The organism is Bradyrhizobium sp. URHD0069 (genome assembly GCF_000701345.1).
Classification (GTDB): domain Bacteria; phylum Pseudomonadota; class Alphaproteobacteria; order Rhizobiales; family Xanthobacteraceae; genus Bradyrhizobium.
The window spans coordinates 1-17,492 of sequence record NZ_JNIJ01000014.1 but is presented as its reverse complement, the minus strand read 5'-3'; the positions used below and the strand labels follow the sequence as shown (position 1 = coordinate 17,492).

Annotated in this window: 18 protein-coding genes; 10 read left to right on the top strand and 8 right to left on the bottom strand. The window is 62.6% G+C overall.

The genetic code is table 11. The features are described 5' to 3' along the window. Positions 1-114 precede the first annotated feature (114 nt). From zapE to N554_RS0108820, 3 genes are all read right to left on the bottom strand, one after another. Positions 115-1,299 carry a cell division protein ZapE gene (zapE, locus tag N554_RS0108830; protein ID WP_029583128.1) on the bottom strand — a complete coding sequence of 395 codons (1,185 nt, stop codon included), beginning with the start codon at positions 1,297-1,299 and terminating at the stop codon, positions 115-117. A gap of 265 nt (positions 1,300-1,564) precedes the next feature. Beyond that, on the bottom strand, positions 1,565-2,101 hold the full coding sequence (gene thpR / locus N554_RS0108825; RefSeq protein ID WP_029583127.1) for an RNA 2',3'-cyclic phosphodiesterase: 537 nt from the start codon (positions 2,099-2,101) through the stop codon (positions 1,565-1,567). Between the two features lie 147 nt (positions 2,102-2,248). Further along, complete coding sequence (locus tag N554_RS0108820) at positions 2,249-2,953, bottom strand: arylesterase (protein WP_156041858.1); 705 nt, start codon at positions 2,951-2,953, stop codon at positions 2,249-2,251. On the opposite strand from N554_RS0108820, the gene N554_RS0108815 reads away from it, so the two are divergent. From N554_RS0108815 to N554_RS0108800, 4 genes are all read left to right on the top strand, one after another. Continuing rightward, on the top strand, positions 2,952-3,677 hold the full coding sequence (locus tag N554_RS0108815) for an ABC transporter ATP-binding protein (RefSeq protein WP_029583125.1): 726 nt from the start codon (positions 2,952-2,954) through the stop codon (positions 3,675-3,677). The two genes, N554_RS0108820 and N554_RS0108815, sit on opposite strands and share 2 nt — an antisense overlap. Next, positions 3,674-6,244, top strand: coding sequence for an ABC transporter permease (locus tag N554_RS0108810; protein ID WP_029583124.1), 2,571 nt, complete (start codon positions 3,674-3,676; stop codon positions 6,242-6,244). Before N554_RS0108815 ends, N554_RS0108810 begins: the two co-directional genes overlap by 4 nt. A gap of 290 nt (positions 6,245-6,534) precedes the next feature. After that, positions 6,535-7,326, top strand: coding sequence for a Bax inhibitor-1/YccA family protein (locus tag N554_RS0108805; protein WP_029583123.1), 792 nt, complete (start codon positions 6,535-6,537; stop codon positions 7,324-7,326). An 84-nt stretch (positions 7,327-7,410) separates the two neighbouring features. Then, entirely contained in the window at positions 7,411-7,962 is a 552-nt protein-coding gene (locus N554_RS0108800; protein ID WP_029583122.1) for a GNAT family N-acetyltransferase, read from the top strand. A gap of 92 nt (positions 7,963-8,054) precedes the next feature. On the opposite strand, the gene N554_RS0108795 is transcribed toward N554_RS0108800, so the two are convergent. The 3 genes from N554_RS0108795 to acnA all read right to left on the bottom strand — a co-directional run bounded on the left by N554_RS0108795 (position 8,055) and on the right by acnA (position 12,575). Further along, positions 8,055-8,426, bottom strand: a complete 372-nt coding sequence (locus N554_RS0108795) for a DUF2794 domain-containing protein (protein ID WP_029583121.1) — start codon at positions 8,424-8,426, stop codon at positions 8,055-8,057. 521 nt (positions 8,427-8,947) lie between these two features. Further along, positions 8,948-9,712 carry a DUF1223 domain-containing protein gene (locus N554_RS0108785; RefSeq protein WP_029583119.1) on the bottom strand — a complete coding sequence of 255 codons (765 nt, stop codon included), beginning with the start codon at positions 9,710-9,712 and terminating at the stop codon, positions 8,948-8,950. Positions 9,713-9,854: 142 nt separating this feature from the next. Next, positions 9,855-12,575, bottom strand: coding sequence for an aconitate hydratase AcnA (gene acnA / locus N554_RS0108780; RefSeq protein ID WP_029583118.1), 2,721 nt, complete (start codon positions 12,573-12,575; stop codon positions 9,855-9,857). Positions 12,576-12,799: 224 nt separating this feature from the next. On the opposite strand from acnA, the gene ccmA reads away from it, so the two are divergent. The 6 genes from ccmA (at position 12,800) to N554_RS0108750 (ending at position 16,305) form a co-directional block, all read left to right on the top strand. Continuing rightward, positions 12,800-13,411, top strand: a complete 612-nt coding sequence (ccmA, locus tag N554_RS0108775; protein ID WP_029583117.1) for a heme ABC exporter ATP-binding protein CcmA — start codon at positions 12,800-12,802, stop codon at positions 13,409-13,411. Between the two features lie 49 nt (positions 13,412-13,460). Next, positions 13,461-14,129 (top strand): heme exporter protein CcmB, encoded by a 669-nt coding sequence (gene ccmB, locus N554_RS0108770; protein ID WP_029583116.1) that lies wholly within the window; start codon positions 13,461-13,463, stop codon positions 14,127-14,129. Between the two features lie 79 nt (positions 14,130-14,208). Next, on the top strand, positions 14,209-14,940 hold the full coding sequence (locus tag N554_RS0108765) for a heme ABC transporter permease (RefSeq protein ID WP_029583115.1): 732 nt from the start codon (positions 14,209-14,211) through the stop codon (positions 14,938-14,940). A gap of 5 nt (positions 14,941-14,945) precedes the next feature. Then, a complete protein-coding gene (gene ccmD / locus N554_RS0108760; RefSeq protein ID WP_029583114.1) occupies positions 14,946-15,125 on the top strand; it encodes a heme exporter protein CcmD in 180 nt (59 codons plus the stop codon). Then, positions 15,122-15,718, top strand: a complete 597-nt coding sequence (locus tag N554_RS0108755; RefSeq protein WP_029583113.1) for a DsbE family thiol:disulfide interchange protein — start codon at positions 15,122-15,124, stop codon at positions 15,716-15,718. Before ccmD ends, N554_RS0108755 begins: the two co-directional genes overlap by 4 nt. Before the next feature lie 215 nt (positions 15,719-15,933). After that, positions 15,934-16,305, top strand: a complete 372-nt coding sequence (locus N554_RS0108750) for a ComEA family DNA-binding protein (protein ID WP_029583112.1) — start codon at positions 15,934-15,936, stop codon at positions 16,303-16,305. Between the two features lie 180 nt (positions 16,306-16,485). Here N554_RS0108750 and N554_RS0108745 read toward each other — a convergent pair whose 3' ends face one another. Together N554_RS0108745 and N554_RS0108740 are read right to left on the bottom strand one after the other, a co-directional pair. Then, positions 16,486-17,088 (bottom strand): septation protein A, encoded by a 603-nt coding sequence (locus N554_RS0108745; protein WP_029583111.1) that lies wholly within the window; start codon positions 17,086-17,088, stop codon positions 16,486-16,488. 88 nt (positions 17,089-17,176) lie between these two features. Beyond that, a partial coding sequence (locus N554_RS0108740; protein ID WP_029583110.1) for a transposase occupies positions 17,177-17,492 on the bottom strand: 316 nt, incomplete at its 5' end.

The window sequence follows — 17,492 nt, the reverse complement described above, 5'->3', positions numbered from 1 at the left end:
GGCCCGTTCAAGTCGCGGTATAGCCAATAGTCTGCCTTGTAGTCTGCCTTGCCTCGATTTCGAGCAGGGCCATCAAAGTTTTGTCATTCGGGGATACGCCACCGGAATGAGGCATCACGTCTCCACGAATCCGGTGCTTGACCCACTCGCCGCAGAATCCTTGTAGCCGTGCGGCAGCGCCAGATAGGATTCCGAACTCATCTCGATCAGCCGCGATGAGGTCCGCTTGAACTCGTTCGCCTCATCGCCCTTGGTCGCAACATACAGCGACAGTGGATCGGCCTCCGCCGAGGCCATCAGTTTCACCGCGTTGTCATAAAGCGTGTCGATCAGGGCGATGAACCGGTTGGCGGCGTTGCGCGCGGCGTAGTCCATCACCGGAATGCGGTCGATCATGATGGTGTGATAGTCGTGCGCCAGCCGGAGATAGTCAGACGCGCCAAGCGGCTTTTCGCAGATATCCGCAAACGAAAATCGCGCCGCGCCGTTCGCCGAGCAAGGCACATGCAGGATGCGGCCCTTGATCGAAATATCGCGCGGCTTGCAGGGCACATGGCTGGTCATCCTCGCCCACGCTTTGTCGAGCGCGGCATCGGCGTTGTGATCCGCCGGCACCAGCCACATCTTCACGCCCGCGAGTTTTTCCAGCCGGAAATCGGTGCGCGCATCGAGCCGCAGCACATCCATACGCGCGGATATCTGCGCAATGAAGGGCAGGAACAGCGCCCGGTTCAGCCCGCCCTTGTAGAGGTCGTCGGGCGCGACGTTGGAGGTCGCCACCACGACAGTGCCGAGTTCGAACAATTTTGCAAACAGCCGTCCCAGGATCATCGCGTCCGCGATGTCGGTGACATGGAATTCGTCGAAGCACAAAAGCCAGGCCTCGTCGAAAATCGACGTGGCGGTGAGCACGATCACGTCGCTGTCGGCGATTTCGCCGCGCGCGATATTCTGGCGAAAGCCGTAGATCCGCTCGTGCACCTCGGCCATGAATTCGTGGAAATGCACGCGGCGCTTGTGCACGACGAGGCTCTGCTGAAAAAACAGGTCCATCAGCATGGTCTTGCCGCGCCCCACTTCGCCATGAACGTAGAGGCCGCGCGGCGGTGGCTCGTCGTTGTCCGCAAACAGCCGGCCAAGCAGGCCTTGCTTGCGCACCGGCTTGTAGCTCGCAAGCCGGTGCTCGAGGTCAGCGAATGCCTCGGCGGCCCTCGCCTGCGCGGCGTCGGGCTCGATCGCGCCGGAGGAGACGAGGGCTTGATAGTGGGCGCGGAACGAGGCGGGCGGCGGAGACAGCATGGCCCTCTTACGGCCCCAACCCAGCGGAAATTGCAAGCTGCGAATCGGTGCAGGGGCTATGCGCTGCTGCTCCCTCTCCCGCAAGCGGGAGAGGGACGGGGTGGCGGCGCCCGGTTACACCAAAGCGTCATACCCGCGAAAGCGGGTATCCAGTACTCCGCGGCTTCTGGATTCCATCACAGGCGGCTCTGCAATACTGGGGCACCCGGTCAAGCGTACGGTCAAGCCGGGTGACGACGGCTGTGAATGTGGCAGGCGCACGCCCTCACGCGCTGAGCGCGTAGGAATCCTCGACCACGTAAGGCCCGCCGCCGGTGGATGCCCGGGACGAGAACAGCACGAACCGCGAGGCGGTAAATACCGTGGCCGGAAAATATCCGCGCACCGACAGATAGTCCGCGACATGCTGATTGGAGGCGTCGCGCAGCCGCGCCAGCGTGACATGCGGGGTGAATTTCCGCCCCTCGGGATCGAGCCCGATGCGCTGCATCAGACGTTCCAGCTCGGCCTGCAGCTCGATCAAGGGGCGGCTCGGCACCACCGAGGCGACCACCGCGCGCGGCTTGCGCCCGCCAAAACTCGACAAGCCCTGCAACTTAACCTCAAACGGTTTGCGGTTGACTCGAAACAGCATCGAGGCGATTTCGTTCGCCGCAACGCCGTCGATATCTCCGATGAAGCGCAAGGTGACGTGATAATTTTCGGGGTCGATCCAGCGGGCGCCCGGAAGGCCGCCCCGTAAGCCGGAAAGCGTCTGGCCGATTTCGGCCGGAATTTCCAGTGCAGTGAACAAACGCGGCATCGCATCACTCCCGATGCTGAAACCCGGCGACGAATCACCGATCGCCATTTTCTAGCTCAGTTATGTGACTCTGCGAAGCATCCGGCGTGAAGCCCCGGGAAAACACAGCGTTAAAACACAGCGTTCAAGGTTGTCGCTGCCGGTTTTTCAACTGCGTTGCCCGGATATCGCGCCAAGAAATGCCTGCACGGTGGGCAGGATATTTTTGACGATCACATCGATACCCTCCGCTGTCGGGTGCAAGCCGTCCGCCTGGTTGAGGCTGGCCTCGGTGGCGACGCCCTCCAGAAAGAACGGATACAGCGGCACGCCAAATGATTTCGCAAGGTCCGGATAGATCGCGTTGAAACGGGACGAATACTCGCTGCCATAATTTGGTGGCGCGTACATCCCGCACAAGAGAACGGCGATACCGCGCGCTTTCAGCCGCGTCAGAATGTCCGTCAGTGCGGCGCGGGTCACCGCGGGATCGACACCGCGCAAAGCATCGTTGGCGCCGAGTTCGACGATCACGGCGTCGGTTCCGTTTGGCACCGACCAATCGAGCCGGTCGCGGCCGCCGGAACTGGTGTCGCCGGACACCCCGGCATTGGTCATCTCAACCTCTATCCCGTTGGCCTCCAAGGCTTTTTTCAGCCGCGCCGGGAACGCGGCGGACGCCGAAAGACCAAGGCCCGCGCTCAGCGAATCACCCAATACAACGATCTTGATCGGTTTTGTCCGGGCGGCGGCCGGCGTTTGAGCGAACGCCGTCCCCGCCATCGCCAGAATCAGGGCCAACACGACCATGTGCACGAACATCCCTCGAGGCCTCTCGACCGCGGCAGCCGAAGTGCCATATGACCGAGACATGGACAGTCGCATCGAATCCTCCTCGCTTGTCGGCGTTGAGCCGGACACCATTTTAATCTCGAACGTCAATCTCTCGCTCGGCGCGGGCGCGGCCCGCGTTCACATTCTCAAAGATATCAGCCTGCGCGTGGCGCCGGGTGAAGCGATCGGCCTGATCGGACCGTCAGGCTCGGGGAAGTCTACCTTGCTGATGGTGATGGCGGGACTGGAGCGTCCCGACAGCGGAGAGGTGGTGGTCAACGGCACGCCTTTCAATGCGCTGGACGAGGATGCGCTGGCGCGCTTTCGCGGCCGCCAGGTCGGCATCGTTTTCCAGTCGTTTCATCTTATTCCAACCATGACCGCGCTGGAAAATGTCGCGGTGCCGTTGGAGCTTGCCGGCAATCCCGACGCGGCCAAGCGCGCGGCGCAAGAACTGACGTCGGTCGGTCTCGGCGACCGGCTGCATCACTATCCGACGCAACTGTCCGGCGGCGAGCAGCAGCGCGTAGCGCTTGCCCGCGCGCTGGCGCCCGATCCCGCCATCCTGGTGGCGGATGAACCTACCGGAAATCTTGACGAGGCCACCGGCAAGCAGATCGTCGATCTCCTGTTCACCAAGCACGCCGAGCGCGGCATGACGCTGGTGCTGGTGACCCACGACACCGCGCTGGCACGGCGCTGCGACCGCGTGGTGCGGCTGCGCTCGGGCCGGGTCGATGCAGATCGCAAAGCCGCTTCATGAATGTTGCTTCCGAACCCATTGATGGCGGCCGCGCGACATCGCTTGCCCTGCGCTATGCCTTGCGCGAGTTGCGCGGCGGCTTGCGCGGTTTTTACGTTTTCATCGCCTGCATCGCGCTCGGCGTGATGGCGATCGCCGGCGTCGGATCGGTCGCGGCGAGCCTCAGCGAGGGACTGGCGCGCGAAGGCCGCACGCTGCTTGGCGGCGACGTGGCGTTCTCGCTGATCCAGCGCGAAGCCAAGCCTGATGAAGTCGCGTTTCTCCGTTCGCGCGGCGAAGTGTCGGTCGCGGCGACGTTGCGCGGCATGGCGCGCACCAGCGATGACCGGCTCGCTTTAGTCGAACTCAAGGCGGTGGACAGCAACTACCCGATGCTGGGCGAGTTGACACTCGATCCCCGGATGCCGCTGACCGATCTCTTGGCCGAACGTGACGGCGCGTTCGGCGCGGCTGCCGATTCGACCTTGCTGGCGCGGCTCGATCTGAAGCTTGGCGACCGTGTCACCATCGGCAGCGCGAGATTTCAAATCCGCAGCGTTGTCGGTGCCGAACCCGATAGACTCGCCGGCGGCGTCGGTTTCGGCCCGCGCCTCCTGGTCAGCGAAGCCGGCTTGCGCGCGAGCGAATTGTTGCAACCCGGCAGCCTGGTGCGCTGGATCTATCGGGTAAAGTTGCCGAATAACGCCGCCAACGATCGCGCCGCGACTGCTTTGGCTGACGACGCCCGAAACGCATTGCCCGAGGCCGGCTGGGAAATCCGCAGCCGCGGCAATGCCTCGCCGCAACTCGAGCGCACCATCAACCGCTTCACCCAGTTTCTCACCCTCGTCGGCCTCGCCGCGCTCCTGGTCGGCGGCGTCGGCGTCGCCAACGCCGTCAAAAGCCATATCGATCGCCGCCGCAACGTCATCGCGGCGTTCAAGGCGCTGGGCGCCACCGGCCGTGACGTCTTCACGATCTATCTGACGCAAGTGATCGTGCTCGCCGGCATAGGCTCGGTGATCGGACTAGCCGTCGGCGCGGCGCTGCCGTTCATCATCGTCGGCGTATTCGGCAAGCTGCTGCCGCTGCCGGTGGTGCCGGCGCTGCATCCCAACGAACTCGCACTGTCGCTCGTCTACGGCCTTTTGACCGCGCTCGCCTTCGGGCTGTGGCCGCTCGGGCGCGTGCACGACGTGCCGGTGGCGGCCTTGTTTCGCGAAGCGGTGACCAGCGAGTGGCATCGCCCGCGCTGGCGCTATCTCGCTCTTATGGCAGCGGTGATCGCGTTGCTCGTTACGGTCGTGATCGGGCTCGCCTTCGACAAGCGTGTCGCGGCCATCTTCGTCGCCTCCTCGGTCGTGGTGTTTGCGCTGTTGCGCGGCATCGCCGCCGCGTTGATGGCGCTGGCGCGGCGGCTGCCCCGGACCCGCATCACCATGCTGCGGCTGGCAATCGCCAATATCTACCGTCCCGGTGCGCTGACGCCGTCCGTGGTGATGTCGCTTGGTTTGGGCCTGGCGGTGCTGGTCACGATCACGCAGATCGATGGCAATCTGCGCCGGCAATTCCTGGCGGCGCTGCCGGACCGTGCGCCCTCGTTCTATTTCATCGATATTCCCGCCAACGAAGCCGAGCGCTTTGACGCCTTCCTCAAACAGACCGCGCCGCAATCGACCGTCGAGGACGTGCCGATGCTGCGCGGGCGTATCGTAGCCGCCCGCGGCGTCAAGGCGGAGGACCTCAAAGCTTCAACCGATGTGGCCTGGGTGCTGCAGAGCGACCGCGGCCTGACCTATACCAGTGAAATTCCCAGGGGCTCCAACATCGTCGAAGGCGCATGGTGGGACGCCGGCTATGACGGGCCGCCGCTGGTGTCGATGGAAAAGAAGATCGCCGACGGGCTCAACCTCAAAGTAGGCGACGAGATCGTCGTTAACGTGCTCGGTCGCGATATCCCGGCGAGGATCAGCAACACGCGCACCGTGGACTGGCAAAGCCTCGGCATCAACTTCGTGCTGGTTTTCTCGCCCAACGCATTCAAGGGCGCACCGCATACCCGTATCGCAACCCTGACCGAGACCCACCCGGATTCGGCCGGCGACGCCCGGATCATCAAATCGGTGGCTGACGCATTCCCGATGGTGACCAGCGTGCGGGTCCGGGAGGCGCTGGAAACCATCGGTGCGGTGGTCGCCAATCTGGTGCTGGCGATCCGTGGCGCCAGCACCGTGACGCTAATCTCGGCCATTCTGGTACTGGGGGGCGCGCTGGCCGCCGGCCATCGCCATCGGGTCTACGACGCTGTCATTCTCAAAACCCTCGGCGCCACCCGTGCGCGGCTGCTCGGCGCCTATGCGCTGGAATATCTGATGATCGGCTTTGCCACCGCAGTTTTCGGGGTGATCGCGGGCTCGGTCGCGGCCTGGCTGATCGTCACCCGGCTGATGACGCTGAGCTTCATCTGGCAGGCCGGCAGCGCCGCGGGGGTGGTCGCGGCGGCCCTGATCGTGACGGTCGGACTGGGCCTCGCCGGCACGCTATTGGCGCTGAACCAGAAGCCGGCCACGGTGTTACGGAATTTGTGACAAATTGATGCAGCCGGCGCCGGCGGGGTTAGCGCGGACAGGTATCGATGCCTGGCTGAGGCATTTGCCGCCGGCACGACGTCCGCCTCCAAAATCCCGCTTGCGGAGCGACATTCAGCCGCGCATCGAAGCTTGCAGGGAATGTGCTAGTTTCCCACATACAGCCTGAGCCAGACGCGGTTTTTTGATGACGCAAAGTTAATGTCAGCAAGGGGCGCTATCTGGGTTAGATCCTTAACCGGCATCGCAAAGCCCTTGCGCTCCGCCGGGCAACCAACGGGAATTCGACCATGTCGGACCTAGACCGCAACTACGCTTCTCCTTTCGGCCGGGCCGCCGGGCGCGTTGACGCCGCGACCGTCGACGCCGGTCTGCGCGCCTACATGCTGCGCATCTACAACTACATGACGACCGGCCTCGCCATCACCGGCCTCGCCGCGCTCGGCATCTATATGGCGGCGGTAACCACCGATCCCTCGGCCGCCGCTGCCAAGTTTGGCAACGCCTTCCTGACGCCGTTCGGCTACGCGATGTATGTGAGCCCGCTGAAATGGCTGTTCATCCTGGCGCCGCTGGCGATGGTGTTCGCGATCTCGTTTGGCATCAACCGACTGAAGCCCGCGACGGCCCAGCTGCTGTTCTGGGCGTTCGCTGCGCTGATGGGCATTTCGCTGTCGTCGATCTTCCTGGTGTACACGCACACCTCGATCGTGCGGGTGTTCTTCATCACCGCGGCCTCCTTCGGCGCGCTGAGCCTTTACGGCTACACCACCAAGCGTGATCTCACCGGCATGGGCTCGTTCCTGATCATGGGACTGTTCGGCCTCATCATCGCGAGCCTGGTCAATATCTTCCTGGCCAGCTCGATGCTGCAGTTCATCGTGTCGGTGGTCGGCGTGCTGGTGTTTGCGGGCCTCACCGCCTGGGATACCCAGCGGCTGAAGAACGACTACATCTACGGCTATGCCTCGCAGGGCGGTGATGTTGCGGACCGTGCGGCCATCACCGGCGCGCTGTCGCTCTACTTGAACTTCATCAACCTGTTCACGCTGCTCTTGCAGCTGCTCGGGCAGCGCGACTAACCACTCGTCTGAGTAGACGCATCGAAGCCCCGGCCTCACGGCCGGGGCTTTTCTTTTGGCAAAAGCAAAAATAGTCTCCTCGCCATGTCCTCGCTCGAAATCCGGCCCGTCGCCGCGGCCGATCTGCCCTTCATTACCGAGATTTACCAGCACGCGGTCCTCTACGGCACCGCGACGTTCGAATTGATCCCGCCGGATCTGGCTGAGATGACGCGCCGCTTTGGCGTGCTGATGGACGGCGGCTTTCCCTATTTCGTCGCCGCTCTCGAAGGCCGCGTGGTCGGATACGCCTATGCGGGGCCGTACCGACCGCGGCCCGCCTATCGCTTCACCATCGAAAATTCCGTCTATCTTCAGCCAGCGATCCATCGGCGCGGCATCGGCCTGCAATTGCTGCAAAGGCTGATCGGCGAGTCCGAAGCGCGCGGCTATCGCCAGATGATCGCGGTGATCGGCGATTCCGCCAATGCCGGGTCAATCAGCGTGCACACGAAGTGCGGATTTCAGATGATCGGGACCCATCCGAATGTCGGCTTCAAGTTCGGCCGCTGGCTCGACACCGTGATGATGCAGCGTGCGCTCGGCGATGGCGCGAGCACACTGCCGGCTGACGACCCAACACGAACGCAGCGCTAGTTGGCCTGGCGTCAATCCGGGCGCGGATAGCGCAAACCAAGAGCCTCGTGCCGAAAATTATGGTCGCCAATCTCTGAATTCCGGGTAGCGCCCTAGACCAGCACCAGCTTGCGCTCGATCGCCAGCAGCACGCGATCGAGCTCGTGGCCACGTCGCAGGATCAGCCCGCTCGCCGAGATCACGCTGTACATGCCCTGCTTCCGCGCGAGCCGCGGATCTTTTTCGATGCGATAGATCGGAACTTCGGAGGCGCGGCGGAACACCGAGAACACCGCGCGATCCCTGAGAAAGTCGATGGCGTAGTCACGCCACTCGCCATCGGCGACCATGCGCCCATACAGATTGAGGATTCGATTGAGTTCCAAGCGATTGAACGTCACCCGGTTTGGCAAAGGACTCGCAACGGCATGGCGCGCCGTTGCGCGAGCTTCGCTTGGATCGGCTTCCTCCGATACCAAAGTCATGGAGCGCCTCCTGTCGTTCCGGGCATGATCCTTGTCCGAAAGCTGGTTTCCACTTTTCGCGATCATGCCGCCTCCACATGATCGCGCCAACCGCGGGCGGCTGCAAGAGGGCCAAGCGACCTGAATTTGCACACGAACGGACCGTCCGCGATCCGCTTCGAGCAAGAATCTGCCGTCACAGGATCGTTAGAGGAAATCATAATACTGCCCAACTTCCGCCAAGCGACCGCCCTCGTGGGTTGCGAAAAGACAATCCTGCGTTGGCCCGGTCCTTTCGATTCCGGATTCCTCAGCCCCCAGCCCCCCGGGGTCGTCGGGATCGGGCCTGTTCGCAGGAAGTTTATCCCCACACTGGGCCAACGTGAGTTGGTCCTTTTTCTTTTTGAGGGACCGTCATTCCGGGACGCGAGTGAAACGGGCGAGACCGCAATTCAGAACCAGCACGATCGGGGGATTGCATTCCGGGCCGGCGCATCCCGGAAGGAAAAAAGAAAAAAGACGACAACAGACGAGAGCCGAATTCAGCGAAGCGACGAGTAGGCCGCGCCTAGCATTGCACCCGGCCGGTCGCGATTGCCATCCTGGACATAGACCACCGCGGCGTCGACACCCTCACGCGAGACATTTTCCAGGGGCACGGTCCAACTCCCGGGACTGCCGTTCCAGTCACCGACCTTGAGCAGGTTGCGCACCACGTTGTAATAGGTGATTTGGCGACCGCTATTCTCGCCGCGGCCGATTGAAATCGGCACCGCCTTCGAGATCGAGCAGATCCACACCTCGCCATGCGCTACCGCGGGACCTTTGCTGGAGGCCGCAACCGAAATATTGATCTGCTTCTCGGCAAGGGTCATCGAAACCGGCACCGACATCACGCCCTTGAGCTTTTCGGTGTCGCCCATGGCGCGTTCGATACTGGCGCGATCGCTGCCGATCACCTGAGCCGACCCATTGACGACAACTTGCGGCGTGTAAACTTCGCGATCGCCGCGCATCTGGGAATAGGCCTTTTGGCGTGCGCTGAAGCGAGAATCAGCCAGCGTATCTTTCCAGCCAAGGTAATCCCAATAGTCGATAGGCATACTCAGCGCGATGATCGACGGATCCTTGGCCAGCTCGCCGATAATCCTGTCGGCGGGCGGGCACGACGAACATCCTTGCGAGGTGAACAGCTCCACCACTGCGCGCGGGTCGGCGTGGGCAGGACGGATGATCGCAACAATCGCGCAGACGCCAAGTGCCCCTGACCATCGCGAGATACGATTATAGGCCATCATCGCTGTCATGCTGAACCGGGGACACCCGCATCGCCGCTGTTAACACATTGCGGCACTTGACCACGCGCTCTCCAAACGCCGAGAAAGCCGCCCTTAATAGGCCGCCTCCCCCTCCCTCGCTACTCACTTCGCGGTGAGGAACCGATCACAATCACGCGGCCAGCTTGCGCAGCACGTAGTGCAGGATGCCGCCGTTTCGATAATATTCGAGCTCGTCGAGCGTATCGATGCGGCAGAGCAGCGAAACGCGCTGCAGCGATCCATCGCCGGACACGATCTCCGCCGTCAGCTTCTGGCGCGGTTTCAAATCGCCCTGCAGGCCGCGGATCGTCACCGTCTCATCGCCCTTCAGCCCGATCGATTGCCAGGACGCGCCGTCCTCAAAGGTTAACGGCAGCACGCCCATGCCGACGAGGTTGGAGCGATGGATACGCTCGAAGCTCTGGCAAATCACGGCGCGGACGCCGAGCAGCCGCGTTCCCTTCGCGGCCCAGTCCCGCGACGAGCCGTTGCCGTATTCGGCGCCGGCAAACACCGCCAGCGGCACTTTCTCCGCCCGGTACTTCATCGCCGCATCGTAGATCGACATCTGCTCGCCGTCGGGCCAGTGCTTGGTGAGGCCGCCTTCGGGAATATTGCCATCGGCGTCCTTCAGCATGAGGTTCTTGATGCGGATGTTGGCGAAGGTGCCGCGCATCATGATTTCATGGTTGCCGCGCCGCGTGCCGTATTGGTTGAAGTCGGCCGGGCGCACCTGATGCTCCGAAAGATATTTCCCGGCAGGCGACGTCAGCTTGATGGCGCCGGCCGGCGAGATGTGGTCGGTGGTGATCTTGTCGCCGAACATTGCGAGGATACGGGCGTCGACGACATCGACGATCGGTTCAGGCTCTTTCTTCATGCCTTCGAAATAGGGCGGGTTCTGCACGTAGGTCGAGCTCATGTTCCAGCGATAGGTTTCGCTCTCGACGGTCTTGATCTTGCGCCAATTGGTGTCGCCTTTGAACACGTCGGCGTATCGCTTCTTGAAGATCGAAGACGTCACGAATTTCTTCATGAAGGCGTTGATCTCCTTAGTCGTCGGCCAGATGTCCTTCAAATAGACCGGCTTGCCGTCCTTGCCGTTGCCGATCGGCTCGACGGCCAGATTTTTCGTCACCGTTCCGGTCAGCGCATAGGCCACCACCAGCGGCGGCGAAGCCAGATAGTTGGCCTGCACGTCAGGGCTGACGCGGCCCTCGAAGTTGCGGTTACCCGAAAGTACCGCGGCGGCGATGATCCCGTTGTCGTTGATCGACTTCGAAATCTCCTCCGGCAGCGGTCCGGAATTGCCGATGCAGGTCGTGCAGCCGAAGCCGATCAGATTGAAGCCGACCTTGTCGAGGTCGAGCTGCAACCCGGAATTGGAAAGATATTCCGCGACCACCTGGCTGCCTGGCGCCAGCGACGTCTTCACCCAGGGCTTCGCAGTAAGTCCCTTGGCGGCCGCGTTGCGGGCCAACAGTCCGGCGCCGATCAGCACGCTCGGATTGGAAGTGTTGGTGCACGAGGTGATCGCGGCGATCACGACATCGCCATGGCCGAGATCGAAATTGCGATTCTCTACCGGATAGCGCTTCGAAGCGTCCGCAGTCTTTTTGTATTCGCTGGCCATCGCCGTGGTGAAACCGTCCGCGACCGCGGGCAGCGCGACACGGCCTTCCGGGCGTTTCGGTCCGGCCATCGACGGCACGACGTCGCCGAGATCCAGCGTCAGCGTTTCGGTGAATACCGGATCGGGCGATTTGGCGGTGCGGAACAGGCCCTGCGCCTTGGCGTAGGCGCTCACCAGCGCGACCCGCGCGGAGGCGCGGCCCGAGGTCTTGAGATAATCGATGGTCTCGGCGTCGACCGGGAAGAAGCCGCAGGTCGCGCCGTATTCCGGCGCCATGTTGCCGATGGTCGCCTTGTCGGCCACCGAGAGATAGTCCAGCCCGGGGCCGAAGAATTCCACGAATTTTCCGACCACGCCCTGCTTGCGCAGCATCTGCGTCACCGTCAGCACGAGATCGGTCGCGGTGACGCCTTCCTTCAGCTGTCCCTTGAGCTTGAAGCCCACCACTTCCGGCAACAGCATCGATAGCGGCTGGCCGAGCATCGCGGCTTCCGCCTCGATGCCGCCGACGCCCCAGCCGAGCACGGCGAGGCCGTTGACCATGGTGGTATGCGAATCGGTACCGACCAGCGAATCCGGATAGGCGACCTCGAAGGTGCCCTTCTTCTTGCCGACGGTCATCTTCTCCTTACGCGTCCACACTGTCTGCGCGAGATATTCGAGATTGACCTGATGGCAAATGCCGGTGCCGGGCGGCACCACGGAGAAATTCGAGAACGCCTTCTGGCCCCATTTCAGGAATTCGTAGCGTTCCTGATTCTGCTTGTATTCCTCGACCACGTTCTTGGCGAACGCCTTGTTGTCACCGAAGAAATTCACGATCACGCTGTGATCAATGACGAGATCGACCGGCACCAGCGGATTGATCTTCTCGGCATCGCCGCCGAGCGCCTGCATCGCATTGCGCATCGCCGCGAGATCGACCACCGCCGGCACGCCGGTGAAATCCTGCATCAGCACCCGCGCCGGGCGGAATGCGATTTCGTGCTCGAGCGCGCGCTTCTTCAGCCACTTCGCCACCGCCAGAATGTCGTTTTTCTTGACGGTGCGGTCGTCTTCATTGCGCAGCAAGTTTTCCAGCAGCACCTTCATCGAATACGGAAGCTTGGAAATTCCCTTCAGACCGTTCTTCTCGGCGGCGGGCAGGCTGTAATAGACGTAGGTCTTGGCGCCGACCTTGAGGATCTTCCGGCATTTGAAGCTGTCGAGCGAGGTCATGTGAGGAAATCCCAATTCATCGTTATACCCGGTAAAGGTATCAAAACACCGGCGGCAGGGCCGAGCCTGACGGCTTGCCGCGATGGATTGTGTGCTGCATCAAGTTCCGGGCTTATAGAATCATTCCAGGGGCACCGCCACACCGACAATCGTGCCGGAGCAATGCGCTACCCAAAAATTCTGATGCGGTACCGTTAGTTTCCAGAGGGCTGTGAAGGGGCAAAATGCGGCTCTCGGGACGAGGTGTGAGGTGTGTGCGGGGCGGCCGGGAAGTCTTCTCGGGGCTCGATTTCGAGGCCAGCTCGGGTGAGGCCCTGGCCGTCACCGGCCGCAATGGGTCAGGCAAAACCTCGCTGCTGCGGCAGATCGCCGGGTTATTGACGGTCGCGGGCGGATCGATCGGGCTTGAGGGCGGCGAGACGGAGTTGACGTTGGCCGAACAGGCGCACTATCTCGGCCACCGTGACGCGCTGAAACCCGCTTTGAGCGTGACGGAGAATCTTTCGTTCTGGCGGGATTTTCTCGACGACCAAGCAGGCCAGGCATTCAACCCAACTGACAGCCTCGCTGCCGTGGGGCTCGATCATGCGCTGCATCTGCCGGCGGCGTATCTGTCGGCGGGACAGCGGCGACGGCTCTCGATCGCAAGGCTGCTTGCAGTGCGGCGGCCGGTCTGGCTGCTCGACGAGCCGATCAACGCGCTCGACGCCGCCGGGCAGAGCATGTTCGCCGCCCTGATGGGCGATCATCTCGCGCGCGGCGGCCTGATCGTCGCCGCAACGCATGCACCGCTCGGGGTGCCCGCGAAAGAATTGCGGATCGGGGGAGTGTCGTGACCTTGCAGGACTGCGTGCCATTCGCGAAGCGCGCAGGGCGGTGTCCAACATGACCGCCCTCGCTGCGCTGATAACACGAGACCTCAAAATCGCGCTGCGGGTCGGCGGCGGGGCGCTGATCGGCGTGCTGTTCTTTCTCACCGTGGTGGTCCTGATGCCGTTCGCGGTCGGCCCGGATCTCGCGCTGCTGACGCGGCTCGGCCCGGCGATACTCTGGTTGGGGGCGCTGCTTGCGAGCCTGCTCACCCTCGACCGGCTGTTCATGGCCGACCACGAGGACGGTTCGCTCGATCTTATCGTGATGGGCCGGGCGCCGCTGGAACTGGCCTGCGCTGCGAAGGCGCTGGCGCATTGGCTGGCCGCAGGACTTCCGCTGATCGTCGCCACGCCCGTGTTGGGGCTGCTGTTGAATCTCGACGCAACAGCGACTTCGGCTGTCGCGTTGACGCTGCTGGCGGGGACGCCGGCGCTGACCTTTACCGGAATGATAGGCGCCGCACTGGCCGTGACGTTACATCGCGGCGGATTGTTGCTCGCTGTATTGGTGCTGCCGCTGTCGATCCCGGTGCTGATTTTCGGGGTCGCAGCCTCGCAGGCTGCAATTGCCGGACCGCTGTCGTTCGGAACCCCGTTTTCGATCCTGTGCGCGCTGTCGCTTGTCAGCTTCGTGATCGGACCATTTGCGGCCGCCGCAAGTCTGCGGCAGGGGCTGGATTGATCACTGAATTGATACCCGACCGGCGCAGGAAGCATCTATGCAGATTGCCTGCAACGTCTACGATGACTATCAGGATGCCATGACGCTGATCGATCTCGCCAACCCCACTCGATTCCTGACGCTGACCGCGCGCTTGTTGCCGTGGCTGGCGGCGTTGACCGCCATCCTGCTGCTGGTTGGCCTCTACCAATCGGCCATGGCGCCCGACGACTATCAGCAGGGCGCCACCGTCAAGATCATGTTCATCCACGTGCCGAATGCGTGGCTGTCGATGTTCGTCTGGGGGGTGATGAGCCTCGCGGCGCTCGGCACGCTGGTATGGCGGCATCCGCTGGCGGACGTTGCCGCCAAGGCCGCTGCCCCGATCGGTGCTGCCTTTACGTTCCTCGCACTGTTGACGGGCTCGCTGTGGGGACGGCCGATGTGGGGCACCTATTGGGAATGGGATGCGCGGCTGACCTCGGTGCTGATTTTGTTTCTGATGTATCTCGGCCTGATCGCGCTGTGGCGGGCGGTCGAAGATCCCTCGCGCGCCGCGCGCGCGGCCGCGATCCTGACGCTGGTCGGCGCCATCAACCTGCCGATCATCAAATTCTCGGTGGACTGGTGGAATACGCTGCATCAGCCGGCCTCGGTGATGCGGATGGGCGGGCCTTCACTCGACCAGGCCTTTTTGATTCCGCTGTTGGTCATGGCGGTGGCGTTTTCACTGTTGTTTGTTACGCTGCATTTGGCGGCGATGCGCAACGAAATCCTGCGCCGCCGGGTGCGCGCCTTGCAAATGATGCAAGTCAGTCGGCGTTCGGCGTGAACGCGATGTCGCTTGGTCCCTACACGTCCTTTATCGTGACATCGTACCTGCTGGCGGCGATCGTGGTGCTGATGCTGATTGCCTGGATTGCAGTCGATTATCGCCGCCAGAAACAACGCCTGCGCGAGCTCGACGCGTCAGGCATGACCAGGCGTTCCGGGCGCAGCGCGGCGGATATCCGATGAGCGAGCCGGCAACAACAGATACTCCATCGCCGCGGCGCTCCCTGCTGATGGCGCTGCCGCTAATCGGGTTTGCTGCGCTCGCGGCGGTGTTCTGGTTTCGACTGGGAAGTGGTGACCCCTCGCGGATCCCTTCCGCTTTGATCGGACGCCCGGCGCCGCAAACCGCGCTGCCGCCGCTACCGGGCCTCGTCAACAACGGCGCACCGGTGCCCGGGCTCGATCCTGCGGTGTTCAAAGGCAAGGTCAGCGTCGTCAACGTCTGGGCATCGTGGTGCGTGCCGTGTCACGAGGAAGCGCCGCTCTTGACCGAGCTTGGCAAGGACAAGCGGCTGCAGATGGTCGGCATCAACTACAAGGACGCGCCGGATAACGCCCGGCGCTTTCTCGGCCGCTACGGCAATCCGTTCGGCCTTGTCGGCGTCGACGATAACGGCCGCGCCTCGATCGAATGGGGTGTCTACGGCGTGCCCGAAACCTTCGTGGTCGGGCGCGAAGGCACCATCGTCTACAAGTTGGTCGGACCGATCACGCCCGCGAATTTCGATACTGTGCTTAAGGTCGAGATCGACAAGGCGCTGAAGGCGGGGTCCTGACCCGCGGGCCTCCTGATGAGCGGCGTCTTCGCCGCGTCTCGAAGGAGGAGCGACAGCGTGGCCTCATGGTTCGAGGCGGCGCACACGCCTCCTCACCATGAGGAGAAAATAATTCTTCGCTTTTATCTGCCGTTCATTTGGTGGCCATGGCGGCGCCACGAATTCGAAGCTAGCTTGATGGCGTTACTTAAAACCGCCCTTGGAGGGACACTCACATGCGTCATTCCACGCTTGCTTCATTTCTCGCAACTGCGCTCACGCTTGGCTTGCTGACCGCTTCGCCGTCGATGGCCCAGACCAGCCAGCCCGCCGCCAAATCCGACAAGATGGCTCCCGCGCCGAAAGCGGATTCGAAGATGGCGCCGGCTACTTCGAAAATGGCACCGGCCAAGTCAGAACTGCTCGACATCAATTCGGCCAGCGCCGAAGAACTCGACGCGCTGCCCGGGGTTGGGAAGGCCTATTCGGCGGCCATCATCAAGGGCCGTCCCTACAAGGGGAAAGACGATCTGGTGCAGAAGCATATCGTGCCGCAAAAGACCTATGACGGCATCAAGGACAAGATCGTCGCCAAGCAAAAGAGCTGATGCGTCTTAGCTTCACCTCCCCCGCTTGCGGGGGAGGTGAAGCGCTCGACAGGAGTGGCGGCGGGTGGCGGAATGGGTCCGCCAACTCGACGTCAGCGCTCTGGTCGCACCCCCACCCGACCCTCCCCTCAAGCGGGAGAGGGAGAGGTGCAGCGCATGCCGGGGAAGAGCGACACGAACTCACCCCTTTGTCACGTCGCCGGCTTCCGCTTCGCTCGCTTCGAGCGAGGCCGGCTTCAGACGGTAGCGCTTGACCAGCGGCATCTGTGTCACGGCAAACAGCATCGTCAGCGGCACCATGCCGAAGACCTTGAAGGCGACCCAAAAATCGGTGCTTTGGGTACGCCAGATGATTTCGTTCAGGACGGCCATCGCGAAGAACCATAACGCCCAGCGCATGGTGAGGATGCGCCAGCCGTGCGGGGTGAGGTTGAACATCTGGTCGAACATGATGGCGATGAAGGAGCGGCCGAACAGCAAGCCACCGCCGAGGATCGCCGCGAACAACGTATAGACAATCGTCGGCTTCATCTTGATGAAGGTCTCATCGTGCAGGATCAGCGTCAGCGCGCCGAACACGAAGACGACGACGGCGGTGACGATCGCCATCATGGGCACATGCCGCGTCACCACGTAGGACGCGACCATCGCAGCCAGCACCGCCACCATGAACGCCCCGGTGGCCACGAACAGGTTGGACTTGGCGTTGGCTATGAAAAAGATAATCAGCGGACCGAGTTCGGTCGCCAGCTTGAACAAAGGATGCGGCGCGGTCTTGTCCATCATCAATCCTTACACTCTTCGCGTCCTATCCTTCGAGACGGCGCTTCGCGCCTCCTCAGAGTCTGACTCAAAATAGGTCATTGGCATATCAGGTTCTTGCCAGGCGGCGGGAAAGCAGGCGGATGCTTGCAATCAGGACCCAGGCTTCCGCGCTGGCTATGGATGCCTCGAAGTCTTTGGCAAGCCTTCGATTGCGACCGAACCATGCAAACGTGCGCTCGACGACCCAACGCCGAGGCTCGGCTTTGAACGTTCCCACGCTCTGCGAGCGGGTGACGATCTCGATGGTCCATTTGCCCTGATCGGCGAGTGCCTCGAGCAATTTCGGACCTCGGTAGACGCGGTCGGCGAAGATGTGGCGCAGCCTGGGGAACATGCGGCCGATGATCCGCAGCAGCGGGACT

Bases quoted from the DNA above. Each gene is read 5' to 3' on its own strand.
- N554_RS0108750 (WP_029583112.1), top strand. From the start codon at position 15,934: ATGCGTCATTCCACGCTTGCTTCATTTCTCGCAACTGCGCTCACGCTT.
- N554_RS0108805 (WP_029583123.1), top strand. From the start codon at position 6,535: ATGTCGGACCTAGACCGCAACTACGCTTCTCCTTTCGGCCGGGCCGCC.
- N554_RS0108800 (WP_029583122.1), top strand. From the start codon at position 7,411: ATGTCCTCGCTCGAAATCCGGCCCGTCGCCGCGGCCGATCTGCCCTTC.
- N554_RS0108820 (WP_156041858.1), bottom strand. From the start codon at position 2,953: ATGTCTCGGTCATATGGCACTTCGGCTGCCGCGGTCGAGAGGCCTCGA.
- N554_RS0108785 (WP_029583119.1), bottom strand. From the start codon at position 9,712: ATGACAGCGATGATGGCCTATAATCGTATCTCGCGATGGTCAGGGGCA.
- N554_RS0108745 (WP_029583111.1), bottom strand. From the start codon at position 17,088: ATGGACAAGACCGCGCCGCATCCTTTGTTCAAGCTGGCGACCGAACTC.
- N554_RS0108795 (WP_029583121.1), bottom strand. From the start codon at position 8,426: ATGACTTTGGTATCGGAGGAAGCCGATCCAAGCGAAGCTCGCGCAACG.
- ccmB (WP_029583116.1), top strand. From the start codon at position 13,461: ATGACCGCCCTCGCTGCGCTGATAACACGAGACCTCAAAATCGCGCTG.
- thpR (WP_029583127.1), bottom strand. From the start codon at position 2,101: ATGCCGCGTTTGTTCACTGCACTGGAAATTCCGGCCGAAATCGGCCAG.
- N554_RS0108755 (WP_029583113.1), top strand. From the start codon at position 15,122: ATGAGCGAGCCGGCAACAACAGATACTCCATCGCCGCGGCGCTCCCTG.
- N554_RS0108765 (WP_029583115.1), top strand. From the start codon at position 14,209: ATGACGCTGATCGATCTCGCCAACCCCACTCGATTCCTGACGCTGACC.
- acnA (WP_029583118.1), bottom strand. From the start codon at position 12,575: ATGACCTCGCTCGACAGCTTCAAATGCCGGAAGATCCTCAAGGTCGGC.
- ccmD (WP_029583114.1), top strand. From the start codon at position 14,946: ATGTCGCTTGGTCCCTACACGTCCTTTATCGTGACATCGTACCTGCTG.
- zapE (WP_029583128.1), bottom strand. From the start codon at position 1,299: ATGCTGTCTCCGCCGCCCGCCTCGTTCCGCGCCCACTATCAAGCCCTC.
- ccmA (WP_029583117.1), top strand. From the start codon at position 12,800: ATGCGGCTCTCGGGACGAGGTGTGAGGTGTGTGCGGGGCGGCCGGGAA.
- N554_RS0108810 (WP_029583124.1), top strand. From the start codon at position 3,674: ATGAATGTTGCTTCCGAACCCATTGATGGCGGCCGCGCGACATCGCTT.
- N554_RS0108815 (WP_029583125.1), top strand. From the start codon at position 2,952: ATGGACAGTCGCATCGAATCCTCCTCGCTTGTCGGCGTTGAGCCGGAC.